We start from the raw sequence: 24915 nt of genomic DNA, 5'->3' as shown, positions 1-24915 counted from the left end.
TAATTTTCAGACCAGCGAAAACACTTCTATGAAATGCTTCACACTTTTTAAATATCAGTCATTAAAACTGGTTTTGCGTTAAATAAAAGTTACGGCCTGGATTTATATGCTGAAATGGCGAATCGGGCTGAAATATCAGCCCGACATGATATCAGCGGTGGGTTTTACCCGGCATGCGCGGGTCATCTTTATACTCTGCCGTGGCGATCCACGCGGCGCAGAACAGCGTCAGGCGAGCGAAGAAATAGAAGAAAGCCATCAGCCCCAGCACCGAACCAAAGGCCGCGCCGGAGGGAGACTTCACCAGGGACGGCAGCGTATAGGTCATCACAATCTTGATCACCTCAAAACCAATGGCGGCAATCAATGTCCCGCGCATTAGCGCCTTCTTGCGCGGACGATGGCGGGGCAAACGCCAGAAGATCCAGAAGAACAGAAGGTAGTTAGCAAAGATAGAAATGGCCAGCCCAATGCCGCGCCAGGCCGGTTTCAGCCATTCAATGTAATCCAGGTACAGCGCGGAGATAATCATCTGCTGCGCGGAACCGGCGACCGAGGTGATGGAGAGCGTAATGACCAGCGCCACCAGCAGCCCAATCAGCGAAATAAAGTCGCGCAAATACTTCACCCATATCTTCTCCTGATCCTGCGGTCTACGCTCCCAGACGTCACGCGACTGGGCGCGAATAGCCTCACGCAGGTTGCCCATCCAGTTCACCCCGGAATAGAGCGCAATCAGCAACCCGACGATACCCACGGTGGTACGCTGCTGCACGGCGGTGTTGATGGTGCTTTTGAGCGTTGCGGCGAGCGTCTGGTCGCTGACGTTGGTCAGGATCTTATTGAAGATGTCCTGCAACAGCGTCGGGTGAGACGCCAGCACAAAACCGGCGGCGGCAAATGACACCATCAGGATGGGGATCATCGACAGGAACGAGAAATAGGTAATCGCTGCGCCAAACTGATTTCCCATGCGGTCGTTAAAGCGCTCAGCGGCGCGTATCAGGTGAGCAATCGCGGGTATCTGCTGAATTTTTTCGGCTATGCCGGTCACGGTGCCCAGCGCTTTGCTGGCCGTTCCAGGCTCTTTCGGCGCTTCAGGTTCGTTATCCATCTTTTTGATGGGTTCATAATCTAAATGTTGAGTCGGTCGTTGCGGGTTATTTTCCGGCGTCACGCGCATTTTCCTTTTCGTTGAGCTGGATGTTACTGAATTATAGCTTGTGACTAGTCGACGTAACCTTTTGTGAGTTCGGTAAGCCACTCCATAAACACATGCACCCGGCGGGAGAGGTTACGGCGGTGGGGATAAATGAGGGAGACGGGCATCGGTTCAGCCCGGTATTGCGGCAGGATCTCAACGAGTTTTTTCGTGCGCAGGGCATCACGCACCCCGACGCGCGGAACCTGAATAATGCCAAGCCCGGCGATACAGGCGGCCTGATAGGTTTCAGTGCTGTTAACCGTCAATACGCCTCCCGTTTTTACCCACTGGGTCGCGCTGCCGTTGTAATACTCAAAACCCTGCGGACGCGTGCCCAGCGTGGCGGAGTAGTGGATGAGGGCATGCGAAGCCAAATCGTCCAGCGTCTCAGGGTAGCCGAATCGCGTCAGATAATCCGGGCTGGCGCAGTTAATCACCGAGAGTTTCCCAAGCGGGCGGGCGATAAGCCCGGAGTCCTTTAAGTTTCCCACGCGAACCACACAGTCAAATCCTTCGCGGATGACATCGACCAGACGATCGCTGCTACTCAGCTCCAGCTCAATGCCGGGAAACTGTTGTAAAAATGCAGGCAGTTTCGGAATGACTACATTTCGCGCAATGGCAACGGGCATATCCACACGTAGCCGACCGCTGATGGTTGAAGGGTCGTGCAGGAACATGCCGTCCAGTTCGTCCAGATTCATCAGCAGATCTTTAGCGCGCTCGTAATAAACCATGCCGTCCTGCGTCAGGCTGACGCGGCGGGTAGTGCGGTGCAGCAGCTGCGTGCCCAGTGCGTTTTCCAGTGCCTGGATCTGTCGCGATACGCTCCCCTTCGGCAGGCTTAACGTCTCCGCCGCGCGGGAAAAACTTTCCAGTTCCGCGACCCGAAGGAAAAGCTGCATTGCGTGTATTTTATCCATAGATGTTGGTCAATGTTGTTATGAATGAAACAGTGAAGCGCTGACGGCACTATTTATTGATTTTCTACCATCTAATAAGCTCTTTCTCAATCTTCATCACAGCCGAAACGAGGTGAATTATGAGTGAACGTATTGCTTTAGTGACGGGCGGTAGCCGCGGCCTGGGGAAAAATGCCGTTTTGAAGCTGGCCGCGGAAGGGACAGGGATCATCCTGACCTGGAACAACAGCCAGCAGGAGGCGCAGGAAGTTGTGCGCGAAATCGAGGGAACAGGTGGAAAAGCGGCAGCATTGCAGCTTAACGTCGGCGATACGGTAAGCTTTTCGCGCTTTGCTCAGCAGGTGAAGGATACCCTCAAACACGTCTGGCAACGTGACACCTTTGACTATTTAGTGAACAACGCAGGTACAGGGTTATACGCACCCTATACCGAGACGACCGAGGCGCAGTTTGATGATGTGCTGAACATTCACTTCAAAGGGCCGTTTTTCCTCACGCAACAGCTGCTGCCGCTCATAAAAGACGGAGGGCGGATCCTGAACGTCTCCAGCGGACTGGCACGTTTTACTCAGCCCGGTTCAGGCACCTACGCGGCAATGAAAGGGGCGATGGAAGTGCTGACCCGCTATCAGGCAAAAGAGCTTGGTGCGCGTGGAATTTCCGTCAATATCATCGCGCCCGGCGCGATTGAAACCGACTTTGGGGGCGGACGCGTGCGGGATAATGCGGAGCTTAACCAGCTGCTGGCCTCGCAGACAGCGCTGGGACGCGTGGGCCTGCCCGATGATATTGGTGACGCCATTGCGGCGTTGCTCAGTGACAAACTGGGCTGGATGAATGCGCAACGTATTGAAGTTTCAGGCGGTATGTTCCTGTAATGTTCAGTCTTAAGGGGGAGGGAACCCTCTTAAGGAAATCCTTAAAACAGGTATGTCTAAATGCTGGAAGATATAAAGAGAGCTGGGTGATTTGTAACCTCTCCATTCATTGAGTTTTTTCTTAAAAAATGCCTCTGTAGAATCCCCCTTCGCTATTCTCAGAGGAGTAAAACGATGCGAGTAATCATGTTTGACAGGCAGTCATTATTTATTCATGGAGCGATGTACAGTTTGCAGAAGTTAATTCCGAAAATAGAGATGACAGGGGCTCGTCAGACTGATGAATTATGGGCGCAATTATCCGCGTCACCCTCCGCTATCGTCATGATAGATGGGTATTTAATTCGTGATAATGGTGTGGCTTTACTGGAAGAGATTATGGATCGTTTTCCAGCGTCGCGCGTGGTGTTGGTGTTAACGAAAAAAGAGCGACGTTGGGTTGAGCAAATGTTTCAGCGCAACGTGGTGGCGATAGTTCCCCGCAATGCGAATCCCGAACGCTTTTCCGCAGTGCTGGATTCCGTATCGCGTGGAATGGTCTGTTTTCCCGGCGAATGGCTGAAGCAGCACTCCTCTCAGGATGAACTGGCAGTGTTAAGCGAGCGCCAGCGTGAGGTATTGAAGTTACTGGCGGCCGGAGAGTCCAATAAAGAGATTGGTCGTAATCTCAATATCAGTGCGGCAACGGTAAAAGCCCATCTTGAGACGCTTTTCCGGCGTCTTGATGTCAAAAACCGGACGCAGGCCGCGATGTACTACACCCGGGCGACGGCCTGAAGGATCTTCTCAGGCAGAGGGGACTCTTCCCCAAAACTGAAGAGGGTTAATATCAGGGCGTCATGCTGCTGTTGGGTTAATGGGCGTTTGTTCATTTCCCGCAGCAGCGCCTCACATAATTGAATATCATTAAAAAGCAAATTCTCCGCCTCAATCGGCGTGATGAGACTGTTAAATTTTTCCCACTGGCGAATCACGTGACCATAACCAATAACCCATATACCCTTTTCGTCACGGTATTTCTCCAGGGAAAGACCCTGTTGTTTTTTAATTAATGCGATTGCAGCAGAAGATATCTGCATTGCATAACCCGTCATAAGCGTTTCCTCTTAGTGGCGCGACTATAGAGGAAACGCCGCCGGGGAAATATCCGCCAAATGGCTGTTGATCAGGTTTAACTGAACGGGAATTCCTTTTTCAGTAAACCGAATAGCCAGTCGTTATGCCATTGCCCTGAAAGGAAATAACTCTCACGCAACTCACCTTCCAGTTGAAAACCTGTTTTTTCCAGCAGTCGCCTTGAGGCGATATTTCCCGCCGTCACGGTGGCGGTGAGCCGACGGATATTACCCTGAGTCAGCGCGAAATCACACACAGCCCGCAGAGATTCAAAGCCGTAACCTTTCCCCTGCGCAGAGGGCGCAAATAGAAAACCGACTTCAGCACAATCTGCTTCCCGGTGCACATAGCCGGTTACGCCCAGCGGCGTCTGGCTGGCCGTCTCACGCACCACAAGGCAGAGCCAGTGCGAGCTGCCCGGCGTCCACGGCAACAGACGAGACTCAAAGGCTTCCCGAATGTCCGCCTCGCTACGCGCAGGGGCGACAAAACGCATCACCTCAGGATTTTGCTGTAGCGACAGAAAAAAGGGCCAGTCTTGCTCTTGCAGCGGCGAGCAGGTGAGACGCGCGGTGGTTAAGGTGGGCATGACGATCCTCCGGAGACATTGCAAATGATTATAAGGTTGTCACTTTATTTCAACAGAAAGTCAGGTATGTTTAACCTCATATAAATAAAAAGAAAAACGACTTTTAATGCCGCTTTAGCGGTACTCATTGTCTCAAGGAAAACAATGATGATTAGCTCATCGCATCATACCCGCGAACAGTTTGAACACTGTCTGGCAGCGATCCGTCAGGCGTCTGTTGAAATTTTACTTCTGTTGAATGTACATGTTTCTGAAGGAAAAGATCCACGCTGGTTTCTGGAGCAACTGGATAGTGCCCGCCTGGGGCTGGGCGGGTGGGGCGCCGTAGCCAGGAAGCTGAATCTGAATGATGCGGAAATGACGGCCTTTACGCTGCAATTACGCTTGCTTCAGCAGCGTGTTCCCCAGTATGAAAGCGGGCAGGATGTCAGCGAAAATCAGCTGATTGCGGCGATGCGCTTCGTCACCTCCCTTGAATATCTGCGTCTGCAACAGCCCCTCCTGACCTACGAAACAGGGAGGGTGCCAGAGAAGGAGAGCCAGCTTCAGGCGCAGAAACAGGTGCGTGCCATTGAGCTGATGATTAAAGGGCTGATACAGCAGGCGTGGCCCGATCCGGTGCGGCTGAATAATCATCTTAAGACCTTGTTTAACGCTGAACGCGTGCGTCGCTGGCTGAAAAACGGTGAGATTAATGATGTTCTGAGCGGCATGTTGTTCAGCGAACTGGCCCAGCTGCTGGTGGATAAAAAAGAATTTAGCCGCTACTACGCGCCGCTGTTTAACGCTCCGGACATGCTGACGCTGCTGGTAGAGCCCCGCAAAACCCTGCAAACCTTCCTCGAAGATATTCGACAAATCCGCAACAGCATCACCGTGCAGCAGCCGTTAAGCGGGGCGCAAATCCAGCTGCTCGACTGCTATTACACGCAGATCACCCGCTCCGTTCAGCGCGCGTTTGAGGAAGGGCGGACACGCGTTAACCCGGCGGCGCTGATGGCGGTGGACGAAAGCGAGCTGCACGCGTTCTGGGAAAAGGCGCAAAAAATGGACCGCACCACAGGCGGCGATCTTTTTGAAGTGCGCGACAGCATAGAAAAACCGACTCAGCGCGCCGCGCGTACGCCAGAGCAGCGCGAACAGCTGATTTCCGGCGTGCTGTGGGGAGCGGTTGGCGTGATGGTTATCGCGATTGTCGTGGGGGGATTCTGGCTGGTGACCAGCAGTAAACCGCAGCCGGCTGTGGCCAGTACGGCATCTCCCGCGCAGGTGCAGGAGATGCGCGAAACGCCTTCCTCACGCGAGACGTTAACCCGCATGGGTGTTACCTGGGATGAGAATAATTTCCGCTCGGCCATCAATCGCAATGACACCCGCGTGGCGCTCCTGTTTTTGCAGGGCGGGATGGACTGGAAAATGTCATGGACGGAGGAGGCGTTGTCGGCAGGCTACGACGATGTACTCGAAGTAATGTTGCGCTACCGCCTGCAAATGACAGAGCAAAAGCCCTGCCGACGCTTTATTAATACGCTTAGCCATGCGATGGCGAACGGCGAATCGCTGACGCCTATGCGTAAGCAGTACCTGGAAGCATTCTGTACCGTTCCCGCGGTGGTGAAACGCCAGCAGCACGACGCCGATATGGCAACGCGCCGCGCGAAGACGCAGCCCGATGCCAGCACAAAAAAATGGCAGTCCATCCAGACTGCCATTTATGAGGTGATCCGCTGATTATTTTTCCCCCTCATCCTGCCCCTCAGGGGAGAGGGGCAGGGTGAGGGGTGAGGCTCAGGGCTCCCCATACAGCCCAATCAACCGCCGCACCACGCCATTCGTCCAGCCGAAGCCATCCTGCAACGGATACTCACCCCCGCCACCTTCGCGTGGCGTGCTGCTGGCGATGTGGTACTTCTCAATCAGCTTATGATGGGTTTTGTAGTAATGGTTCACCGTGTGCAGCCAGCTCCAGGCGATCTCATCTCCCAGCGAGTCGTTGCCGTACTGCTTGAACCCCTGGATCGCCATCCACTGGAGCGGCGCCCAGCCGTTCGGCTTATCCCACTGCTCCCCGGTTTCATATTCGGTGGCGAGAATACCGCCCGGCGTGAGCAGACGGGCTTTAACGGCATCGGACAGCCGTTCAGCCTGCTCATGCGTCGCCATGCCCACATAGAGCGGCACAATGCTGGCCGCAGAGAACAGCGCCAGGGCTTCACGCCGCCAGTCGTAATCACGATAACAGCCGTTCTCTTCGTCCCACAGATAGCGGTTCACCGCCGCGCGCCGGTCGCTGGCTTTCTGGCGGAACAGATCAGCCGTCTCTTTATCCCCTTTCGACGCGGAGATATTGGCGATAGCGCTCTCCAGTTTAAACAGGAATGCGTTCAAATCAATGGGGATAAATTGTGTCGTGCGGATGCTGGCCAGCCGCGCAGGATCGCGCAGCCAGCGGGATGAGTAATCCCATCCTGAGGCTGCCCCGGCGCGCAGGTCGCGATACACCTCGTTCGGCGGACGACCGGAATGACGGGCGGTTTCCACGTCCTCAATCCACGATTCATCTCGCGGCGTGTCGCGATCGTCCCAGTAGCGGTTGAGCAATGAGCCATCCGGCATGCGAACCGCACTGCGATAGGCCTGATTGAGCAGCAGCGATTCCGCCCCGTCCATCCAGAAGGCGTACTCCATCTTAAGATGCTCAAGATAGCGCTTCGCCCCGCGCACGCCGTCCTCTTCAAACAGCTCCACCATCAGGGCAAAAACGGGCGGCTGGGAGCGGCTGAGATAGTAGGTACGGTTGCCGTTCGGGATATGGCCGTAGCGCTCAATCAGCCAGGCGAAGTTATCGGCCATACATTTCAGCAGATCGTTACGACCGCTTTCAGCAAGCCCCAGCATGGAGAAGTAAGAGTCCCAGTAGTAGGTCTCACTGAATCGCCCGCCGGGCACAATATAGGCCTGCGGCAGCGCCAGCAGCGACGACCACGGGATGTGATCCTGCGGTTCGCGCGTCAGCACCGGCCACAGATTATCAATATGTTCTTTCAGGGACAGGCCGGGGTCAGAGACGTACTCTTTGCTGTAGTCCTCCGGCAGCCAGAAGTGATTCTCCACAAAGCGCGCCAGGTCAAAATCACGGTGACGACGCACCTTGCGATAGCGGATCAAAATATCCAGCGGATCCATCTTCGGCGCGCAGTCGGGAAAGGTTTTGCTGTCCGCAAACAGCCGCGACGACTGGACGTGTTCAAACAGTTCAAGGTAGCGGTCTGCGGGCGTAAGGGCATCGGACGCCGGCAGCCCTTCAATCATTTCCGGTTCCGGCTCTGCCTCGATCATCTCATCCAGTTTTAACTCACAGGGATCGGTTTCGTAGCGCAGCTCTTCTGCAATCTCGAACTCGATATCCTCGGCAGTCTGTAGTTTCTGGTTGAACATGGTGTTCAGGACCTCCGGTTTTTGTCGTAACCAATACGGGTTTTTCCCGGCTATCTTTAAAGCGTAGACATTCGCTTCGGTTAGTGCGGTGCGAAGTGTGCGGTAGATCACGCTTTAAAAATGGATTTAAACACGCTGAAAATCAGATATCCCTTTGATTATGAAATTATTAAATCAGAATCTTTGGAAACAGAGCAGGAATAAAATTCAGAGCATTCGGTATTCTGCATATACGCAGGGATTAATGCGCCTGACGCGCATTGCCCTGAAGACTGTTGGCGGTTTGATTGGCTTTCTGGCTGGCGCCTTCGCTTTTATCCATCGCTTTGCTGGCCGCTTTTTCCGCATGGGCGGCGCTGTACGCAGCCAGATGGGAAATCACGATGGCGTAAATGCTCATTAACGACACCCACAGAATGCTGTTTTTCCACCACAGCAGGGTAGGAATAGTCAGTATCGCCCAAACCAGCGCGAGAACAAGGTGCATTTTGGCCATCAGTTTTGCGGTGATCTTTACGTGCATTTTCATATCTCTAATCTTTTTCCGTAGTAACAGGCGAACGCGTAGCGCTTTCTAAGATTAGTTAATTCCACCGCGGGTACCGGGTTATTTTGTTACCGTTTGTACACCCGTTGGGTTTACCTGCCCAGGGCATAAAAAAACCGGCCAGCTGGCCGGTTTTGTTGCGGATCAGACGGATCAGCGCATAGTCACAAACTCTTCCGCCGCAGTCGGGTGGATCGCCACGGTGTTATCGAAGTCTTTCTTCGTTGCGCCCATCTTCAGTGCCACCGCGAAGCCTTGCAGGATCTCGTCCATGCCGAAACCAATGCCGTGGATGCCGACGATCTTCTCCTCCGGGCCCACGCAGACCAGCTTCATGCGGCATGGCTGACGGTGCGAGGTGACCGCGGTATACATCGCGGTAAACGCCGATTTATACACTTTCACCTGGTCATCGCCGTACTGCTCACGCGCCTGCGGCTCGGTTAAGCCGACGGTACCGATTGGCGGGTGGCTGAAGACCACGGTCGGGATGTTGCTGTAGTCCAGATGTTCGTCCGGCTTGTTATTAAACAGACGCTCGGAAAGACGACGCCCCGCCGCCACGGCAACCGGCGTCAGCTCTACGGCGCCGGTGTTATCACCGACGGCATAAATGCCCGGTACGCTGGTGTTCTGGAATTTATCAACGACAATGTAGCCTTTTTCATTGGTTTTCACCCCGGTTGCGGCCAGGTTGAAGTTGTCGGTGGCCGGTTCACGACCAATCGCCCAGATCAGGCAATCAACGGTCTGGCTGCGGCCATCTTCCAGCTCCAGAGTCAGGCTACCGTCCGCATTTTTCACCACCGCTTTTGGCACGGCGTTGGTGTGCAGGGTTGGGCCTTCGGCGTTCATCACCTCGACCAGCGTGTCGACGATCAGCGGGTCAAAGCTGCGTAGCGGCGCGTGTTTACGCACGAACAGGTGCGCTTCCGCTCCCAGGCCGTTAATCACGCCGGCCAGCTCAACCGCGATGTAACCTGCGCCCACAATGGCAACGCGTTCTGGCAGAGCAGGCAGCTCGAAGAAACCGTCGGAGTCGATACCGTATTCCGCGCCCGGAATGTTCGGGTGGCTCGGACGGCCGCCGGTGGCGATCAGGATGTGATCGGCGGTGATCGTCTCGCCGTTCACTTCGATCGTCTTCGCATCCACGAAACGGGCGAAGCCGCGGATCACGTCGACGTTATTCTTGCCCAGCACGTTATCGTACGAGGTGTGAATACGGTCGATGTAGGCGGTACGGCTGGCGATCAGTTTATCCCAGTCGAAGTGGTTGATGGTGGTATCAAAGCCGTAGTCCGGACCATACATATGGATAGCTTCACGGATTTGCGCGGCATGCCACATCACTTTCTTCGGTACACAACCCACGTTCACGCAGGTGCCGCCGAGTTCTTTGGCTTCAATCAGCGCACACTTCTGGCCGTACATGGCCGCACGGTTGATGGAGGCGATGCCGCCGCTGCCGCCGCCGATTGCGATGTAGTCATAATGCTTAGTCATAGCGTTGTCCTTAATCGTGAATTGCCGCGATTGTATACCTGAAATCAATAGTTTCCACCGATGGCTGCGATTACTCCGGCACGATCCAGCTCACGGTGGCGTGACCCGTACCGGCTGGCACCAGCGTTTTGTGCAGCCACGGCAGCACGTTGTTCATCTGTGCTTCGAGCTTCCACGGCGGGTTAATGACGATCATGCCGGACGCGGTCATGCCGCGCTGGTCGCTGTCAGGGCGCACCGCCAGCTCAATTTGCAGGATTTTACGAATGCCGGTCGCTTCGAGGTCTTTGATCATGCGTTTAATTTGCGCGCGCAGCACTACCGGATACCACAGGGCATAGGTGCCGGTCGCAAAGCGTTTGTAACCTTCGTTAATGCCGGTCACCACCGCCTGATAGTCGGTTTTGATTTCGTACGGTGGGTCGATCAGCACCAGGCCGCGACGGGAAACCGGCGGCAGTTTGGCTTTCAGCTGCTGGTAGCCATCGGCTTTGTCCACGCGGGCGCGGTTATCTTTCTGAAACTCAGAACGCAGCAGCGGGAAGTCGCTCGGGTGCAGCTCTGTCAGCTGAAGGCTGTCCTGCTCACGCAGCAGCTGGCGGGCAATCAGTGGTGAACCCGGGTAGTAACGCAGTTGGCCGTTGCGGTTGAAGTGATTCACCACGCCAATGTACGGCTCCAGCTCGGCAGGCAGATCGTCCTGCTGCCAGATACGCGCAATCCCTTCCAGATATTCACCGGTACGCTCGGCATGCTCGCCGCTCAGCTGATAACGGCCCGCGCCCGCGTGGGTGTCCAGATAAAGGAACGGTTTATCCTTTTCTTTAAGCGATTCGATGATCAGGCTCTGAACGGTATGTTTGAGGACGTCGGCGTGGTTGCCTGCGTGGAAGCTGTGGCGATAACTGAGCATGGGTAATGATATTCCGCTGAATTGACGATTTGCCACAGTTTACAGCAGAACGGCACAGATTACCCGCAGGCCCGGTAAGCGCAGCGCCACCGGGCGTTTTTCGACAACCTTCGGCATTGAAATCCTCTACACTTAACCCCATTACTGAAAACAATATGCACAGCGCCGGATGCGCGCTTCATTCATCTATTTCAACAGGACAGCGTTTATGACCAATCCATTACTGACGCCTTTTTCGTTGCCACCGTTTTCTAAAATCCTCCCTGAGCATGTGGTTCCGGCCGTTACCCAGTCGCTGAACAACTGCCGTGCGGCGGTAGAAAGCGTGGTCGCGCAGGGCGCGCCGTACACCTGGGAAAATCTGTGTCAGCCGCTGGCCGAAGTGGACGACGTGCTGGGGCGTATCTTCTCCCCGGTGAGTCACCTGAACTCGGTGAAAAACAGCCCGGAGCTGCGTGAGGCCTACGAACAGACCCTGCCGCTGCTCTCTGAGTACAGCACCTGGGTCGGTCAGCATGAGGGGCTCTACAAAGCCTACCGCGACCTGCGCGACGGCGACCACTATGCCGAACTGAACACGGCGCAGAAAAAATCGGTCGATAACGCCCTGCGTGATTTCGAACTGTCCGGGATTGGCCTGCCAAAAGAAAAACAGGTTCGCTACGGCGAAATCGCCGCGCGCCTGTCCGAGCTGGGCAACCAGTACAGCAACAACGTCCTCGACGCCACCATGGGCTGGACGAAGCTGATTACCGATGAATCTGAACTGGCGGGTATGCCGGAAAGCGCGCTGGCGGCGGCAAAAGCCCAGGCCGAAGCGAAAGAGCAGGAAGGCTTCCTGTTAACGCTGGATATCCCAAGCTATCTGCCGGTGATGACCTACTGCGACAACCAGGCCCTGCGCGAAGAGATGTACCGCGCCTACAGCACCCGCGCCTCCGATCAGGGGCCGAATGCCGGTAAGTGGGACAACAGCCCGGTGATGGCGGAGATCCTCGCTCTGCGCCACGAACTGGCACAGCTGCTGGGCTTCGGCAGCTACGCGGATAAATCCCTCGCCACCAAAATGGCTGAGAACCCACAGCAGGTGCTCGACTTCCTGACCGATCTGGCGAAACGCGCCCGTCCTCAGGGTGAAAAAGAACTGGCTCAGCTGCGCGCCTTTGCGAAAGCGGAGTTCGGCGTGGACGAGCTTCAGCCGTGGGATATCGCGTACTACAGCGAAAAACAGAAACAGCATCTCTACAGCATCAGCGACGAACAGCTGCGTCCGTACTTCCCGGAAAACAAAGCCGTTAACGGCCTGTTCGAGGTGGTGAAACGCATCTACGGCATTACCGCGAAAGAGCGTACCGACATCGACGTCTGGCATCCGGACGTGCGCTTCTTCGAGCTGTATGACGAGAAAAACGAGCTGCGCGGCAGCTTCTATCTGGATCTTTACGCGCGTGAAAACAAACGTGGCGGGGCGTGGATGGACGACTGCGTGGGCCAGATGCGTAAAGCGGATGGTTCCCTGCAAAAACCGGTCGCCTACCTGACCTGTAACTTCAACCGCCCGGTGAGCGGCAAACCTGCGCTGTTTACCCACGATGAAGTGATCACCCTGTTCCACGAGTTCGGTCACGGCCTGCACCACATGCTGACCCGCATCGAAACCGCTGGCGTCGCCGGTATCAGCGGTGTGCCATGGGATGCGGTCGAGCTGCCAAGCCAGTTTATGGAAAACTGGTGCTGGGAGCCGGACGCGCTGGCATTTATCTCCGGCCATTACGAAACGGGCGAACCGCTGCCGAAAGAACTGCTGGATAAAATGCTGGCGGCGAAAAACTACCAGGCGGCGATGTTCATCCTGCGTCAGCTGGAGTTCGGCCTGTTCGACTTCCGCCTGCACGCCGAGTTCAGCCCGGAGCAGGGGGCGAAAATCCTCGAAACCCTGGCTGAGATTAAAAAGCAGGTCGCGGTTATTCCAGGCCCGACCTGGGGACGCTTCCCGCACGCGTTCAGCCATATCTTCGCAGGCGGGTACGCCGCAGGCTACTACAGCTACCTGTGGGCCGACGTGCTGGCGGCAGATGCCTTCTCGCGCTTCGAAGAAGAGGGGATTTTCAACCGCGAAACCGGTCAGTCGTTCCTTGATAACATCCTGACGCGCGGCGGTTCAGAAGAGCCTATGGAGCTGTTCAAACGCTTCCGTGGCCGCGAGCCGCAGCTGGATGCGATGCTGGAGCATTACGGAATCAAAGGCTGATTGCTACGTGAAGATCTGCTTAGTAGATGAAACAGGCGCCGGGGACGGCGCCTTATCTGTTCTGGCGGCCCGCTGGGGGCTGGAACATGATGAAGACAACCTGATGGCGCTGGTGATGACGCCGGAACATCTGGAGCTGCGCAAGAGCGATGAGCCAAAGCTTGGCGGGATTTTTGTCGATTTTGTCGGCGGCGCGATGGCGCACCGGCGTAAGTTTGGCGGCGGTCGCGGTGAAGCGGTGGCCAAAGCGGTCGGCATTAAAGGCAGCTATCTGCCGGACGTGGTGGATGCCACGGCGGGGCTGGGGCGCGATGCCTTTGTGCTGGCGTCTGTCGGCTGTCGGGTGCGGATGCTGGAGCGTAATCCGGTTGTCGCCGCGCTGCTCGACGACGGGCTGACGCGGGGCTACGCGGACCCGGAAATCGGCCCGTGGTTGCAGGAACGTTTGCAACTTATTCACGCCTCCAGCCTGACGGCGCTGACCGATATCACCCCGCGCCCGCAGGTAGTCTATCTCGACCCCATGTTCCCGCATAAGCAGAAAAGCGCGCTGGTGAAGAAAGAGATGCGGGTGTTTCAGTCTCTGGTGGGGCCAGATTTAGATGCCGATGGCCTGCTGGAGCCGGCTCGTCAGCTGGCGACGAAGCGGGTGGTGGTGAAGCGGCCGGACTATGCGCCGCCGCTGGCGGACGTTGCGACCACTAACGCGGTGACCACCAAAGGACACCGATTTGATATTTATTCGGGAACGCCAGAATAAAAAAGCCGGGTGGCGGCTTCGCCTTACCCGGCCTACATTCAGTGCCGCTTGTAGGCCCGGTAAGCGTTAGCGCCACCGGGCTTTTTTGCACTTACTCGTCTTCTTCGTCACGCAGTGGAACAATCAGCATATCCACGTGTACGGTGTTAATCAGCTGGCGCGCGGAAGACATCAGCTTGCTCCAGAAGTCCTGGTGATGACCGCATACCACCAGGTCCATATCGTATTTCTTAATCGCATCAACCAGCACCTGGCCCAGATCGCCGCTACCGCTTAAGGTTTCAGTGATTGGATAGCCCGCGTTGGTAGAAAGCTCGCTCAGCGCGTGGTGAGTCTCTTCGGAGATGCGTTTCTGCATATCGCCGAGATTCACGTCGATCAGACCGGTGTAGAGGTCGGAGTAATTCACATCAACGTGAATCAGCGAAACTTTCGCGTTGTAGGGACGTGCCATGGATACTGCTTTATCAACCAGCACTTTACTCTCCGGGGAGAGGTCTACCGCGATGAGAATGTGTTTGTAAGCCATAGTGTTACTCCTTCCTTAAGTTATCGATGACTAAATGGGAAAGCCGTCGTCTGATGCTTTCATTACGGCCCAGTTAAACATATTTTTCAAGCTTTGGTGTTGATAACGATTAACCTTGTGGCAAAAAAATTAACGGATCTCCTACACTATTTAATGAGCCGTTCGGATATTAAAACGCGAACCGGATCGACTTTTGGTCATTCTTTCACTGAACTGTCTGTCAGGGCATTGGGGTGCGGTAGCTCAGGAGCCTTGCTTCGTGGGCGGACGCCGGGGAGGATGTATGATTAGCACCGTCGCATTGTTTTGGGCGTTATGCGTGGTTTGCATAGTGAATATGGCGCGCTACTTCTCATCGTTACGTGCGCTGTTAGTGGTACTTCGTGGTTGCGATCCGTTGCTTTATCAGTATGTGGACGGTGGAGGGTTCTTCACCTCGCACGGACAGCCCAGCAAGCAGATGCGTCTGGTGGGGTATATCTACTACCAACGCTACCGCGATCACCACGATGAAGAGTTTATCCGTCGCTGCGAGCGCCTGCGTCGTCAGTTCATTTTGACCAGTGCCCTGTGCGGGCTGGTCGTGGTCAGTATGATTGCATTGATGATTTGGCACTGAGTACCACAGTAGGCGGGGAAAGCCCCGCCTTCTTTCCTCTGGCTCAGGGCTTAACTGAGAACCGGAGACTGGAGACATTGTTCTCAATCGAAATAACCTTTCCGCTATAGGCAATTTTCACTTCCCCGCTTGTATCAATACTGGCTGAGGTTATCGTGCCTGTACCTTCGATGACCGGATACTTCATAGCCAGCTGATGGATAATGTCAGTGTCTTTCCCTGCGAGCGCTCCAGAGAGATAGTATCGGTAAATTGGTGGTACGGTTGTGCCACCCTGATTGTTCACGGTCATATAGAGCCAGACGCTATCGGATAATTGATAAACGCGCTGTAGCTCATCGCTATTGCGCTGATTGGGTTGATGGTTTAACCAGAGAAATCCAATGACCAGAACCAGAAGCGAAACGGTAACAAGGCGATGAATCCATTTAATAGCCGTTTTGAATGGCATATTCTATTCCTTCTCTGATGTTGCGTTGGTCCGTTGGGTCGTCTCCGTAAGGAGGCTTTTCGTACCATTTTCCCCATTCCGGTTTTGAGGTACCTGCCCGGCCTTGAGCCCAGCCTGCGCCCATAAGAAGGATGTTTGCAGGGATACCTGCCGCAGTACCTGCGGCTCCGAAGTTGAAGTTACCAAATGCAGCAAAATAAGGGTCGAATTTTTTATAATCCCAGGGACCGCCATTTCGGACTTTTTGGTAGAACCAATAATACGTTGAGGGCGTGGCCATATTGTGTGACATTCCGTTAAGGCGAGCCTCGCGCATATTGTTCGCTATAACGATTGAACCCGGTCCTGAGAGAGGGACAGAAGCCATACATTCTCCTTTGTCTGGATTTTTCTTCTGGCCGCCATGATAGTTTTTTCTGTGTGTTAAAATTGAACAAAAAATGTTCAGAAAATCCTCATGTTATCAAATACTTCATGGCAAATAGCAGCCATAAAAAAAGCGGGCCAGTTTCCTGACCCGCTTTTTTGTCGCCTTCAGCCGATTAAATCAGCTTCAGCGAAATCCAGTACAGACCGCCAGACAGCAGGATGGACGCCGGGAGGGTGAACACCCAGGCCATCAGAATGTTGGTCACGGTTTTACGCTGCAAACCGCCGCCGTCAACAATCATGGTACCTGCCACGGACGAAGAGAGTACGTGGGTGGTGGAGACTGGCATACCGGTGTAGCTCGCCAGACCGATAGATACCGCTGCCGTCATCTGCGCGGACATACCCTGCGCATAGGTCATGCCTTTCTTACCGATCTTTTCACCGATGGTGGTCGCCACACGACGCCAGCCAATCATCGTACCGATACCCAGCGCCAGCGCGACCGCCATGATGATCCAGATTGGCGCGTACTCAATGGTGTTGAGCATATCGCCTTTCAGTTTCTTCAGCAGACGTTGGTCGTCAGCATTAACCTCTGGCAGCTTCGCGACTTTATCGGTCACGTCGGAGATACAGAGCATGATGCGACGCAGTTGACCACGCTGTTCAACAGCCAGTTTGTCATAGCTTTCGATATCGGCCAGCATGCCTTTCGCACGTTCCAGCGCGTTAATCGCGTTTGCCGGATGGCAATGGAACTCGCCCGGTGCCGTCGTTGCGCCTGACTCCGGAGAAGGAATCAGCTGGTCCACGCCGGTCGCTTTCTTCAGCAAATCAGGATGCTGCTGGAAGTAAGTCTCAACGTTGTTTACCGCATCACGGGTACGGGTGATTTCGTAACCGGAGGCGTTCATGTTAACCACGAAGCCCGCCGGTGCGACGCCAATTAGAACCAGCATCACCAGGCCGATACCTTTCTGACCATCGTTCGCGCCATGAGAGAAGGCGACGCCAATAGCGGAAATGATCAGCGCGATACGCGTCCAGAACGGCGGCTTTTTCTTGCCGTCTTTCTTCTCACGCTCTGCTGGCGTCAGATGGATACGCGCACGTTTTTTCGTGTTGCTCCAGTAGCGACGCAGGATGAAAATCAAGCCACCCGCCACCACCAGACCGACGATAGGGGAGATGATCAGAGAGCCGAAAATACCGAGAACTTTCGGGATATTCAGCGCATCAACGACGGAGGTCCCGGTCATCAGGGCATTGGTTAACCCGATACCGATAATCGCGCCGATGAGGGTGTGAGAGCTGGATGCCGGCAGGCCGAAATACCAGGTACCGAGGTTCCAGATAATCGCAGCAAGCAGCATTGAGAACACCATGGCCAGGCCATGACCGGAACTCACGTTAAGCAGCAGATCCGTTGGCAGCATATGCACAATGGCATACGCAACGCTCAGTCCGCCCAGGAGGACACCAAAAAAGTTAAATACCGCCGCCATCACGACCGCAAGCTGCGATCGCATTGCGCGAGTGTAGATAACCGTTGCTACTGCGTTTGCAGTGTCGTGGAAGCCGTTGATCGCTTCGTAAAACAGCACAAAAACCAGAGCAAGCAATAATAAAAGCCCGGTATGTAAATCCAGGCCGGCAAACAAATGTAGCATAGGACGTTACGCCATTTTGAGGACATGAACGCGGCGCATTATCCAGGACAAATGCGCAACGGGCAAAGTGAAATATAGACTTTTTTTGACATACCACCTGATTTGAGAAATGTGCCTGAAAGGATAATCTTTAAATATCAATGAAATGGCTTTGTAATATCTTTTTACGCTGGTGCGACCACTGAGGAAACTTTACAATCCGCGGCAGTTAACGAAGAGGATTTTGACGTGGAAAGGTTTGATGCCGTAGTAATTGGCGCCGGTGCGGCGGGTATGTTTTGTGCGGCGATGGCCGGACAAGCGGGTCGTCGCGTGCTGCTGCTGGATAACGGAAAAAAGCCTGGCCGCAAGATCCTGATGTCTGGCGGCGGGCGATGCAACTTTACTAATCTTTATGTCGAGCCTGCGGCCTATTTGAGCCAAAACCGTCATTTTTGCAAATCTGCGCTGGCGCGCTACACCCAGTGGGATTTTATCGAGCTGGTGGGTAAACACGGTATCGCGTGGCATGAGAAGACGCTGGGGCAGCTGTTCTGCGACGACTCCGCGCAGCAAATTGTCGATATGCTGGTGGCCGAGTGCGAGAATGGCGGCGTAGTTATGCGCCTGCGCACCGAAGTGCTGGACGTCGCCCGTGACGAGGAGGGCTACACGCTGCAACTCAACGGTGAAACCGTCAGCGCCGATAACCTGGTGATCGCCAGCGGCGGCCTCTCGATGCCGGGTCTGGGCGCCTCACCGTTCGGCTATAAAATTGCCGAGCAGTTTGGCCTGAAGGTACTGCCCACCCGCGCCGGGCTGGTACCGTTCACGCTGCATAAGCCCCTGCTGGAACAGCTTCAGACGCTCTCCGGCGTGTCTGTGCCGTCGGTCATTACGGCCGAAGACGGCACGGTGTTCCGCGAAAATCTGCTCTTTACCCATCGCGGACTCTCGGGCCCGGCGGTATTGCAGATCTCCAGCTACTGGCAGCCGGGGGAGTTTGTCTCCGTAAACCTGATGCCGGACTGCGATCTGGACGCCTTCCTCAACGAGCAACGCGCCGCGCACCCGAATCAAAGCCTGAAAAATACCCTGGCGATGCAGCTGCCGAAGCGTCTCGTGGAGTGCTTGCAGGTATTAGGGCAAATTCCGGATGTCGCGCTCAAGCAGCTCAACAGCCGCGAGCAGGAAACGCTGGTGGAGACGCTGACGAACTGGCGCGTACAGCCAAACGGCACCGAAGGCTACCGCACGGCGGAAGTGACGCTGGGCGGCGTGGATACAAACGAACTCTCATCCCGCACGATGGAAGCCCGCAACGTGCCGGGTCTTTATTTCATTGGTGAAGTGATGGACGTGACCGGCTGGCTCGGCGGGTATAACTTCCAGTGGGCGTGGGCCAGTGCCTGGGCATGCGCGCAGGCACTCGCTGAAAAGAACGGTTAATATTTATTTTTTTAGCGTGCTGCGTCCTTATCGGGTCCACGCTTTTTATTGTGTGCATGGTGTTTTGTCTTCTTAAAAGGGTTGTCTATGTCTGCTGCTCATCTCGGTTTCCCGACGGAAACCGTTGTTGTCTTCGTGGTGATGGCCGTTGGGGCGATGTTTATCGACCTCTTCATGCACCGTCACGATAAACCGATCTCGCTGAAAAGCGCGGTCATGTGGTCCATCTTCTGGGTCATGATGGCGATGGCCTTCGCCGGATTCTTATACGTGCACCACGGCGCGGAGATGGCCAGTCTGTTCCTGACCGGCTATGCGCTGGAAGAGGTGCTCTCCGTCGACAACCTGTTTGTGATGATGGCGATCTTCGCCTGGTTTGGCGTGCCGGATAGATATCGTCACCGCGTGCTCTACTGGGGCGTGCTCGGGGCGATTGTGTTCCGTGGTATTTTTGTTGCCATTGGCACCAGCCTGCTGAGCCTGGGACCGTATGTTGAGGTCATTTTTGCGCTGGTCGTCGGCTGGACGGCGGTGATGATGCTGAAACGCAATGAAGAGAGCGATGAAGTAGAAGATTACTCCAACCATCTGGCGTACCGCCTGGTGAAACGCTTCTACCCGGTGTGGCCAAAAATCAGCAGCCATGCGTTTATCCTGACCCAGAAAGAGGTGGATGCCGAACTGGAGAAACCTGAAAACAAGGATGTGATGGTAGGCCGCGTGAAGAAGGCGAAGCGCTACGCGACGCCGCTGCTGCTCTGCGTCGCGGTGGTGGAGCTGTCCGACGTGATGTTCGCCTTCGATTCCGTACCCGCAATCATTGCCGTCAGCCGTGAGCCGCTGATTATCTACAGCGCAATGATGTTCGCGATCCTCGGCCTGCGTACCCTCTACTTCGTGCTGGAAGCGCTGAAGCAGTATCTGGTGCATCTGGAGAAAGCGGTGGTGTTACTGCTGTTCTTCGTGGCGTTCAAGCTGGGGCTGAATGCGACCGACCACTTCTGGCATCACGGTTATAACATCGGCGCCACGGCAAGCCTGTTTGTGGTGCTGGGGGTACTGGCGCTGGGGATTATTGCGAGCGTGATGTTCCCGGGAAAACGTGAGGCCTGATGTACCGCTTTTCTCCCTCTCCCTGTGGGAGAGGGCCGGGGTGAGGGCACCGGGCCGCACCTAACCCTTAATTGGTGAATTTCGGCGCTTGCTCGGATGATGAAAATGCCGCCAGTGCGGATCCTGCGCCGCCGCCAGCAACTCGTGGTCGCCACGCGTGTCGCCCCAGGCGCGCAGGTGATACGCGTTCAAATCCCCATACACCTTCTCCAGCCTCGCCACCTTCTGGGCACAACGGCAGTTGTGGCCGGTGATCCGCCCGGTCAGCTTGCCGTCTTTCACTTCCAGCTGCGTGCCAATCAGCTTAATGCCGAGCTTATCGGCCCACGGCTGCAATACCAGCGCCGGGGAAGCAGAGCAAATCGTCACTTCCGCACCGGAATTGACCTCGTTGGCGACGGCCAGCACACCTTCCGGGCGCATCAGCTTGTTCCAGTATTTTTCACAGAAGGCTTCCGCCTGCTGACGTAACCAGTGCTCATCCACCCCCGTCAGGAAGGTTTTGATCAACACCTCTTTCAGCTCATCTCGCGTCAGCTTGCGGCGCACACAGTGCAGCGTAGGCAGGGCCATGCGCACCAGTCGGCCAGCAAAGTAGCGCTTGCCAAAGGCAAAGCGCAGGAACGGGATAAAACTGTCGTGGTGCGTCAACGTACCATCAAAGTCAAAGACAGAGAGCACGCTGGACTTCGCCACGGCTTCGTCGGCAATCATATTGGTCATAAATACGTCTTAGCTGAAATACACATTCTGTTCACTAGTTTACCTGCTTTACCTTCACAGTCCTTATATCAGGTCGCATTTTTTCCTGAACCTGTGGCCTGACGGGTCAAACAATGTCATCCACCACGCCGCCGTCAACGCGCAGCGCCGCGCCGGAAGTCGCGGAGGCCTGCATGGAACAGACATATACCACCATATTTGCCACTTCTTCCACCGTGGCGGCGCGCTGGATCACCGAGCTGGGGCGATTCGCCATCACGAACTCTTTCGCCAGCTGTTCCAGCGATTTACCGGTTCTTTCGATCTCGTCTTTCATCATCGCGGCAAAACCGTCCGACATTGTCGGGCCCGGCAGCACGCTGTTCACCGTCACGCCGCTGCCTGCCACGAACTTCGCCAGACCGCGCGCCAGCGAGAGCTGGGCGGTTTTTGTCACGCCATAGTGGATCATATCCGCAGGAATATTGCAGGCCGATTCTGACGAGATAAACACTACCCGACCCCAGCCCTTTTGTACCATGCCTGGCAGCAGGGCACGGGAGAGGCGCACGCCGGACATCACGTTGGTCTGCCAGTAGCGTTCCCAGGTCTCGTCGTCGGTGGAATAAAAATCCTGCTGGCCATAGATCCCGGCGTTATTCACCAGAATATCGACGTGCGTGGCAACCCTGAGCAGTTCGTCAACGCCCTCCTGCGAGCTCAGATCGGCGATGGCGGCACGGACCTGTACGCCAGGCACCACCTGCTGTAGCGCCTGAATGCCTTTGTTCACCGAGTCGACGCTGCGCCCGTTCACGATCACTTCCGCACCGCTCTCCGCCAGCCCGCGGGCGATGGCAAACCCAATACCGCCGGTGGACGCGGTCACCAGCGCTACTTTCCCCGTTAAATCAATTTTCATCATTCGCTCCTTGTCATCTTATGGTTCAAAACTTAAAGCGTAGCACTTGACGATGACGGCTCCTGTTTAAAAAGGCGCAACAGCGTCTCAACCTGCTCGTCCAGCGGGCTGAGGGAGCGTTTGACGATGAGGTGCAGCGGCGTGGCGCGACGTACGCCGTGGCTGAGCGGCAGCGTTTTAAGGATGCCCTGCTGGAGCGGGGTCTGAATGCGTTCTTCCGGTAACCAGCCGTATCCAACCTGATACATCACCGCTTCGATCGCGGCATCGATGGTGGAGAAGGTCCAAGACTCCCCGGTAGGGTGAGCGGTGGGCTGGCTGTCTGCGATCTGAATGCGCGGCCACGGTCGTAGCATCTCGTCGTTAAGCGGTGTATCCAGCGCAAACAGCGGGTGAGCGTGATGCGCGACGGCAACAAAATCGATATTCATCAGCCATTCGCCCAGGCCGGTAATGTCCTGGCGGCGGGTTAAGACCATCACGTCGGCTTCATCATTGAGCGCATCCGCGCGGCTGTTTTCCAGCACCTCGGTAAGCCGCACCTGCGTTTGCGGGTACAGCTGCTGAAACTGGCGCAAAATCGCGAACAGCCGGCTGCGCGGAAAAATACTGTCTACCATCAGGTCGACACGGGTTCGCATCCCGCTGCGCAGGGTCGCAGCGCGCGTTTCAACATAGGCGAAGGCTTTCAGCAGCGGTTTAACCTGATTCAGCAACAGCTCACCCGCCGGTGTCAGCACGGCACGCCGTCCCTCTGTCATCAGGAGCGCCACGCCCAGCCGCTCCTGCAACAGCGACAGGTTATAGCTGACCGAGGACTGGCTGCGGTGGGTCTCTTCCGCCGCCTTAGCGAAGCTGCCAGCCTCGATGACTCTCTCCAGCAAGGCCCACTGTTCGAGCGTCGTCTTGTGCATAATTAATCTAAATTTTGGATGAATTTGATTCAAACATAGCGTTATTCATTCATTTTTTGAAGGGGTACGATCGTCTCATCAAAACAAAGGAGACATCGTATGAGCACCTTCGATAAACATGATTTAAGCGGCTTCGTCGGCAAACATCTGGTATATACCTACGATAATGGCTGGAACTACGAAATTTACGTTAAAAACGAAAACACCCTGGACTACCGTATTCACAGCGGTCTGGTGGGCAACCGTTGGGTGAAAGATCAGCAGGCCTACATTGTTCGTGTTGGGGAGAGCATCTATAAAATTTCCTGGACGGAGCCAACCGGTACCGACGTGAGCCTGATCGTGAACCTGGGCGACAGCCTGTTCCACGGCACCATCTTCTTCCCGCGCTGGGTCATGAATAATCCGGAAAAAACCGTCTGCTTCCAGAACGATCACATTCCACTGATGAATAGCTACCGTGATGCCGGGCCAGCGTATCCAACCGAAGTGATTGATGAATTTGCCACCATCACCTTTGTGCGCGACTGCGGTGCGAATGACGATAGCGTTATTGCGTGCGCGGCCAGCGAGTTGCCAAAAAACTTTCCTGATAATTTAAAATAAGCGCGACAATTAACTAAAAAGAAAAGTTCCCGACTTATTTCATATTTATTGGAAATGGTCGGGGATTTTTTTATTTGTTGATGTTTGGTTTAGATAATTGACTTTAATACGGTGAGCGGAATCACATAATAAATAATTTATAATTACTTAACCTATTGTTTAATAATAAATTTATATCAATTCATTCCTCCTTTTTATCACCATCTTAATTTTTCCCTAAGAAATGAACGTTACCTTGAGATGAGTTTATGGTTCGTTGAAATAAACGCATCGGCATTTGGTTAATATCAAAAAGTTGCCATGCATAACTCAAGGAAATTAATAATGCGTGATTTTTTGCCTTTTTCCCGGCCCTCAATGGGCGCGGAGGAAATCGCCGCGGTACAGGAGGTAGTAACCTCCGGCTGGATCACCACCGGGCCGAAAAATCAGATGCTTGAAGAGGCGTTCTGTACGCTGACGGGAAACCGTCATGCGATTGCCGTCTCCTCTGCCACGGCGGGGATGCACGTCACCCTGATGGCGATGGGGATTGGTCCCGGCGATGAGGTGATTACGCCCTCCCTGACCTGGGTATCGACGCTGAATATGATCGTGCTGCTGGGTGCCATACCGGTGATGATCGACGTCGACAGAGACACGCTGATGGTGACGCCTGAAGCGGTCGACGCCGCCGTTACGCCTCGCACGAAAGCCATTGTGCCGGTTCATTATGCGGGCGCGCCGTGCGATATTGACGCCATCCGCGCCGTCGGTGAACGCCACGGTATTCCCGTCATTGAAGATGCCGCCCATGCCGCCGGAACCTACTACAAAAACCGTCACGTGGGCTGGCAGGGCACGGCCATCTTCTCCTTTCACGCCATCAAAAACATGACCTGCGCCGAAGGGGGCCTGGTGGTGACGGATGACGCACAGCTGGCGCAAAACATCCGTAGCCTGAAGTTCCACGGTCTGGGCGTTGATGCCTATGACCGCCAGACCCATGGCCGCGCGCCGCAGGCCGAGGTCATCACCCCGGGTTTTAAATACAACCTCGCGGATATCAACGCCGCGCTGGCGCTGGTGCAGCTCGGCAAGCTGGGCGAAGCCAACAGGCGCCGTCGCGACATTGCCGACCGCTACCTGCTTGAACTCTCGGATACCCCTTTCCAGCCGCTGCGCATTCCGTCCTGGCCGCATCTGCACGCCTGGCACCTGTTTATCATTCGCGTGGATGAGGCCCGGTGCGGCCTCTCGCGTGATGCCCTGATGGCCGCGCTGAAGGAGCAGGGCATCGGTACGGGCCTGCATTTCCGTGCGGCACATACGCAAAAATACTACCGCGAGCGTTTCCCTGATGTGTCGCTTCCGAACTCTGAATGGAACAGCGCGCGTATTTGTTCTCTCCCTCTTTTCCCGGACATGACCCATGACGACACAACCCGCGTCATTACCGCGCTCCATCAGCTTGCAGGACATTGA

25 protein-coding genes are annotated in these 24915 nt (G+C 55.2%); 10 read left to right on the top strand and 15 right to left on the bottom strand.

Annotated elements, in window-relative coordinates:
* Nucleotides 1-151: 151 nt before the first annotated feature.
* Together yhjD and ACQG1Y_RS22380 are read right to left on the bottom strand one after the other, a co-directional pair.
* Entirely contained in the window at nt 152-1177 is a 1026-nt protein-coding gene (yhjD, locus tag ACQG1Y_RS22385) for an inner membrane protein YhjD (RefSeq protein ID WP_023295574.1), read from the bottom strand.
* A gap of 50 nt (nt 1178-1227) precedes the next feature.
* Nucleotides 1228-2127 (bottom strand): LysR family transcriptional regulator, encoded by a 900-nt coding sequence (locus ACQG1Y_RS22380; RefSeq protein ID WP_017384184.1) that lies wholly within the window; start codon nt 2125-2127, stop codon nt 1228-1230.
* Nucleotides 2128-2246: 119 nt separating this feature from the next.
* Here ACQG1Y_RS22380 and ACQG1Y_RS22375 point away from each other — a divergent pair, with 119 nt between their 5' ends.
* Together ACQG1Y_RS22375 and ACQG1Y_RS22370 are read left to right on the top strand one after the other, a co-directional pair.
* Complete coding sequence (locus ACQG1Y_RS22375) at nt 2247-3005, top strand: SDR family NAD(P)-dependent oxidoreductase (protein ID WP_103269740.1); 759 nt, start codon at nt 2247-2249, stop codon at nt 3003-3005.
* Nucleotides 3006-3179: 174 nt separating this feature from the next.
* On the top strand, nt 3180-3782 hold the full coding sequence (locus ACQG1Y_RS22370) for a response regulator transcription factor (protein WP_032104620.1): 603 nt from the start codon (nt 3180-3182) through the stop codon (nt 3780-3782).
* Here ACQG1Y_RS22370 and ACQG1Y_RS22365 read toward each other — a convergent pair.
* Together ACQG1Y_RS22365 and ACQG1Y_RS22360 are read right to left on the bottom strand one after the other, a co-directional pair.
* Nucleotides 3761-4099, bottom strand: coding sequence for a lysozyme (locus tag ACQG1Y_RS22365; protein WP_015571514.1), 339 nt, complete (start codon nt 4097-4099; stop codon nt 3761-3763). The two genes, ACQG1Y_RS22370 and ACQG1Y_RS22365, sit on opposite strands and share 22 nt — an antisense overlap.
* A gap of 77 nt (nt 4100-4176) precedes the next feature.
* On the bottom strand, nt 4177-4710 hold the full coding sequence (locus tag ACQG1Y_RS22360; protein WP_426737078.1) for a GNAT family N-acetyltransferase: 534 nt from the start codon (nt 4708-4710) through the stop codon (nt 4177-4179).
* A 144-nt stretch (nt 4711-4854) separates the two neighbouring features.
* Here ACQG1Y_RS22360 and ACQG1Y_RS22355 point away from each other — a divergent pair, with 144 nt between their 5' ends.
* A complete protein-coding gene (locus ACQG1Y_RS22355; RefSeq protein ID WP_023304591.1) occupies nt 4855-6441 on the top strand; it encodes an STY4199 family HEPN domain-containing protein in 1587 nt (528 codons plus the stop codon).
* A 57-nt stretch (nt 6442-6498) separates the two neighbouring features.
* On the opposite strand, the gene ACQG1Y_RS22350 is transcribed toward ACQG1Y_RS22355, so the two are convergent.
* From ACQG1Y_RS22350 to ACQG1Y_RS22335, 4 genes are all read right to left on the bottom strand, one after another.
* Nucleotides 6499-8148 (bottom strand): alpha,alpha-trehalase, encoded by a 1650-nt coding sequence (locus tag ACQG1Y_RS22350; RefSeq protein ID WP_015571511.1) that lies wholly within the window; start codon nt 8146-8148, stop codon nt 6499-6501.
* Between the two features lie 241 nt (nt 8149-8389).
* The gene (locus tag ACQG1Y_RS22345; protein ID WP_003861213.1) at nt 8390-8677 is read right to left on the bottom strand and encodes a hypothetical protein; all 288 of its coding nucleotides are present in this window, start codon (nt 8675-8677) and stop codon (nt 8390-8392) included.
* A 171-nt stretch (nt 8678-8848) separates the two neighbouring features.
* Nucleotides 8849-10201: a glutathione-disulfide reductase gene (gene gorA / locus ACQG1Y_RS22340; protein ID WP_017384179.1), complete on the bottom strand. Its 1353-nt coding sequence runs from the start codon at nt 10199-10201 to the stop codon at nt 8849-8851.
* 70 nt (nt 10202-10271) lie between these two features.
* Nucleotides 10272-11114, bottom strand: a complete 843-nt coding sequence (locus tag ACQG1Y_RS22335; protein ID WP_006808562.1) for a 23S rRNA (adenine(2030)-N(6))-methyltransferase RlmJ — start codon at nt 11112-11114, stop codon at nt 10272-10274.
* A gap of 208 nt (nt 11115-11322) precedes the next feature.
* On the opposite strand from ACQG1Y_RS22335, the gene prlC reads away from it, so the two are divergent.
* Both prlC and rsmJ read left to right on the top strand, forming a co-directional pair.
* A complete protein-coding gene (gene prlC / locus ACQG1Y_RS22330; RefSeq protein ID WP_033488098.1) occupies nt 11323-13365 on the top strand; it encodes an oligopeptidase A in 2043 nt (680 codons plus the stop codon).
* Nucleotides 13366-13372: 7 nt separating this feature from the next.
* Nucleotides 13373-14125 (top strand): 16S rRNA (guanine(1516)-N(2))-methyltransferase RsmJ, encoded by a 753-nt coding sequence (gene rsmJ, locus ACQG1Y_RS22325; RefSeq protein WP_368740862.1) that lies wholly within the window; start codon nt 13373-13375, stop codon nt 14123-14125.
* A 91-nt stretch (nt 14126-14216) separates the two neighbouring features.
* On the opposite strand, the gene uspA is transcribed toward rsmJ, so the two are convergent.
* Entirely contained in the window at nt 14217-14654 is a 438-nt protein-coding gene (gene uspA / locus ACQG1Y_RS22320; RefSeq protein ID WP_003861223.1) for a universal stress protein UspA, read from the bottom strand.
* Nucleotides 14655-14937: 283 nt separating this feature from the next.
* Between uspA and uspB the strand changes: the two genes are divergently transcribed.
* Complete coding sequence (uspB, locus tag ACQG1Y_RS22315) at nt 14938-15273, top strand: universal stress protein UspB (RefSeq protein WP_003861224.1); 336 nt, start codon at nt 14938-14940, stop codon at nt 15271-15273.
* 43 nt (nt 15274-15316) lie between these two features.
* Here uspB and ACQG1Y_RS22310 read toward each other — a convergent pair whose 3' ends face one another.
* The 3 genes from ACQG1Y_RS22310 to pitA form a co-directional block, all read right to left on the bottom strand.
* A complete protein-coding gene (locus tag ACQG1Y_RS22310) occupies nt 15317-15724 on the bottom strand; it encodes a hypothetical protein (RefSeq protein WP_033488097.1) in 408 nt (135 codons plus the stop codon).
* Nucleotides 15702-16091, bottom strand: coding sequence for a polymorphic toxin type 44 domain-containing protein (locus ACQG1Y_RS22305; RefSeq protein ID WP_047740725.1), 390 nt, complete (start codon nt 16089-16091; stop codon nt 15702-15704). Before ACQG1Y_RS22305 ends, ACQG1Y_RS22310 begins: the two co-directional genes overlap by 23 nt.
* A gap of 175 nt (nt 16092-16266) precedes the next feature.
* Nucleotides 16267-17766, bottom strand: a complete 1500-nt coding sequence (gene pitA, locus ACQG1Y_RS22300) for an inorganic phosphate transporter PitA (protein ID WP_003861225.1) — start codon at nt 17764-17766, stop codon at nt 16267-16269.
* Nucleotides 17767-17994: 228 nt separating this feature from the next.
* Between pitA and ACQG1Y_RS22295 the strand changes: the two genes are divergently transcribed.
* On the top strand, nt 17995-19194 hold the full coding sequence (locus tag ACQG1Y_RS22295) for an NAD(P)/FAD-dependent oxidoreductase (protein ID WP_368740863.1): 1200 nt from the start codon (nt 17995-17997) through the stop codon (nt 19192-19194).
* A gap of 87 nt (nt 19195-19281) precedes the next feature.
* On the top strand, nt 19282-20307 hold the full coding sequence (locus ACQG1Y_RS22290; protein WP_015571505.1) for a TerC/Alx family metal homeostasis membrane protein: 1026 nt from the start codon (nt 19282-19284) through the stop codon (nt 20305-20307).
* A gap of 60 nt (nt 20308-20367) precedes the next feature.
* On the opposite strand, the gene ACQG1Y_RS22285 is transcribed toward ACQG1Y_RS22290, so the two are convergent.
* From ACQG1Y_RS22285 to ACQG1Y_RS22275, 3 genes are all read right to left on the bottom strand, one after another.
* On the bottom strand, nt 20368-21030 hold the full coding sequence (locus ACQG1Y_RS22285; protein WP_003861228.1) for an HAD family hydrolase: 663 nt from the start codon (nt 21028-21030) through the stop codon (nt 20368-20370).
* Between the two features lie 106 nt (nt 21031-21136).
* A complete protein-coding gene (locus ACQG1Y_RS22280) occupies nt 21137-21931 on the bottom strand; it encodes an SDR family NAD(P)-dependent oxidoreductase (RefSeq protein ID WP_032649780.1) in 795 nt (264 codons plus the stop codon).
* Between the two features lie 32 nt (nt 21932-21963).
* Nucleotides 21964-22845, bottom strand: coding sequence for a LysR family transcriptional regulator (locus ACQG1Y_RS22275; RefSeq protein WP_368740864.1), 882 nt, complete (start codon nt 22843-22845; stop codon nt 21964-21966).
* A gap of 99 nt (nt 22846-22944) precedes the next feature.
* Between ACQG1Y_RS22275 and ACQG1Y_RS22270 the strand changes: the two genes are divergently transcribed.
* Nucleotides 22945-23451, top strand: a complete 507-nt coding sequence (locus ACQG1Y_RS22270) for a phenolic acid decarboxylase (protein ID WP_017384099.1) — start codon at nt 22945-22947, stop codon at nt 23449-23451.
* 324 nt (nt 23452-23775) lie between these two features.
* Complete coding sequence (gene arnB / locus ACQG1Y_RS22265; RefSeq protein ID WP_047056061.1) at nt 23776-24915, top strand: UDP-4-amino-4-deoxy-L-arabinose aminotransferase; 1140 nt, start codon at nt 23776-23778, stop codon at nt 24913-24915.

The organism is Enterobacter cloacae complex sp. 397G4, assembly GCF_050031515.1.
GTDB classification, from domain to species: Bacteria; Pseudomonadota; Gammaproteobacteria; order Enterobacterales; family Enterobacteriaceae; genus Enterobacter; species Enterobacter hormaechei_C.
Note: the sequence above shows the minus strand (reverse complement) of the source record. Positions and strands in the feature narration are given on the sequence as shown.

Excerpts from the sequence above, each read along its gene's own strand:
- ACQG1Y_RS22380 (WP_017384184.1), bottom strand. The coding sequence starts at position 2,127 with ATGGATAAAATACACGCAATGCAGCTTTTCCTTCGGGTCGCGGAACTG.
- ACQG1Y_RS22375 (WP_103269740.1), top strand. The coding sequence starts at position 2,247 with ATGAGTGAACGTATTGCTTTAGTGACGGGCGGTAGCCGCGGCCTGGGG.
- ACQG1Y_RS22345 (WP_003861213.1), bottom strand. The coding sequence starts at position 8,677 with ATGAAAATGCACGTAAAGATCACCGCAAAACTGATGGCCAAAATGCAC.
- ACQG1Y_RS22360 (WP_426737078.1), bottom strand. The coding sequence starts at position 4,710 with ATGCCCACCTTAACCACCGCGCGTCTCACCTGCTCGCCGCTGCAAGAG.
- ACQG1Y_RS22335 (WP_006808562.1), bottom strand. The coding sequence starts at position 11,114 with ATGCTCAGTTATCGCCACAGCTTCCACGCAGGCAACCACGCCGACGTC.
- prlC (WP_033488098.1), top strand. The coding sequence starts at position 11,323 with ATGACCAATCCATTACTGACGCCTTTTTCGTTGCCACCGTTTTCTAAA.
- ACQG1Y_RS22350 (WP_015571511.1), bottom strand. The coding sequence starts at position 8,148 with ATGTTCAACCAGAAACTACAGACTGCCGAGGATATCGAGTTCGAGATT.
- gorA (WP_017384179.1), bottom strand. The coding sequence starts at position 10,201 with ATGACTAAGCATTATGACTACATCGCAATCGGCGGCGGCAGCGGCGGC.
- ACQG1Y_RS22310 (WP_033488097.1), bottom strand. The coding sequence starts at position 15,724 with ATGCCATTCAAAACGGCTATTAAATGGATTCATCGCCTTGTTACCGTT.
- arnB (WP_047056061.1), top strand. The coding sequence starts at position 23,776 with ATGCGTGATTTTTTGCCTTTTTCCCGGCCCTCAATGGGCGCGGAGGAA.
- ACQG1Y_RS22280 (WP_032649780.1), bottom strand. The coding sequence starts at position 21,931 with ATGAAAATTGATTTAACGGGGAAAGTAGCGCTGGTGACCGCGTCCACC.
- ACQG1Y_RS22270 (WP_017384099.1), top strand. The coding sequence starts at position 22,945 with ATGAGCACCTTCGATAAACATGATTTAAGCGGCTTCGTCGGCAAACAT.
- ACQG1Y_RS22285 (WP_003861228.1), bottom strand. The coding sequence starts at position 21,030 with ATGACCAATATGATTGCCGACGAAGCCGTGGCGAAGTCCAGCGTGCTC.
- ACQG1Y_RS22355 (WP_023304591.1), top strand. The coding sequence starts at position 4,855 with ATGATGATTAGCTCATCGCATCATACCCGCGAACAGTTTGAACACTGT.
- ACQG1Y_RS22365 (WP_015571514.1), bottom strand. The coding sequence starts at position 4,099 with ATGACGGGTTATGCAATGCAGATATCTTCTGCTGCAATCGCATTAATT.
- ACQG1Y_RS22290 (WP_015571505.1), top strand. The coding sequence starts at position 19,282 with ATGTCTGCTGCTCATCTCGGTTTCCCGACGGAAACCGTTGTTGTCTTC.
- ACQG1Y_RS22305 (WP_047740725.1), bottom strand. The coding sequence starts at position 16,091 with ATGGCTTCTGTCCCTCTCTCAGGACCGGGTTCAATCGTTATAGCGAAC.
- ACQG1Y_RS22370 (WP_032104620.1), top strand. The coding sequence starts at position 3,180 with ATGCGAGTAATCATGTTTGACAGGCAGTCATTATTTATTCATGGAGCG.
- uspA (WP_003861223.1), bottom strand. The coding sequence starts at position 14,654 with ATGGCTTACAAACACATTCTCATCGCGGTAGACCTCTCCCCGGAGAGT.
- uspB (WP_003861224.1), top strand. The coding sequence starts at position 14,938 with ATGATTAGCACCGTCGCATTGTTTTGGGCGTTATGCGTGGTTTGCATA.
- pitA (WP_003861225.1), bottom strand. The coding sequence starts at position 17,766 with ATGCTACATTTGTTTGCCGGCCTGGATTTACATACCGGGCTTTTATTA.
- ACQG1Y_RS22275 (WP_368740864.1), bottom strand. The coding sequence starts at position 22,845 with ATGCACAAGACGACGCTCGAACAGTGGGCCTTGCTGGAGAGAGTCATC.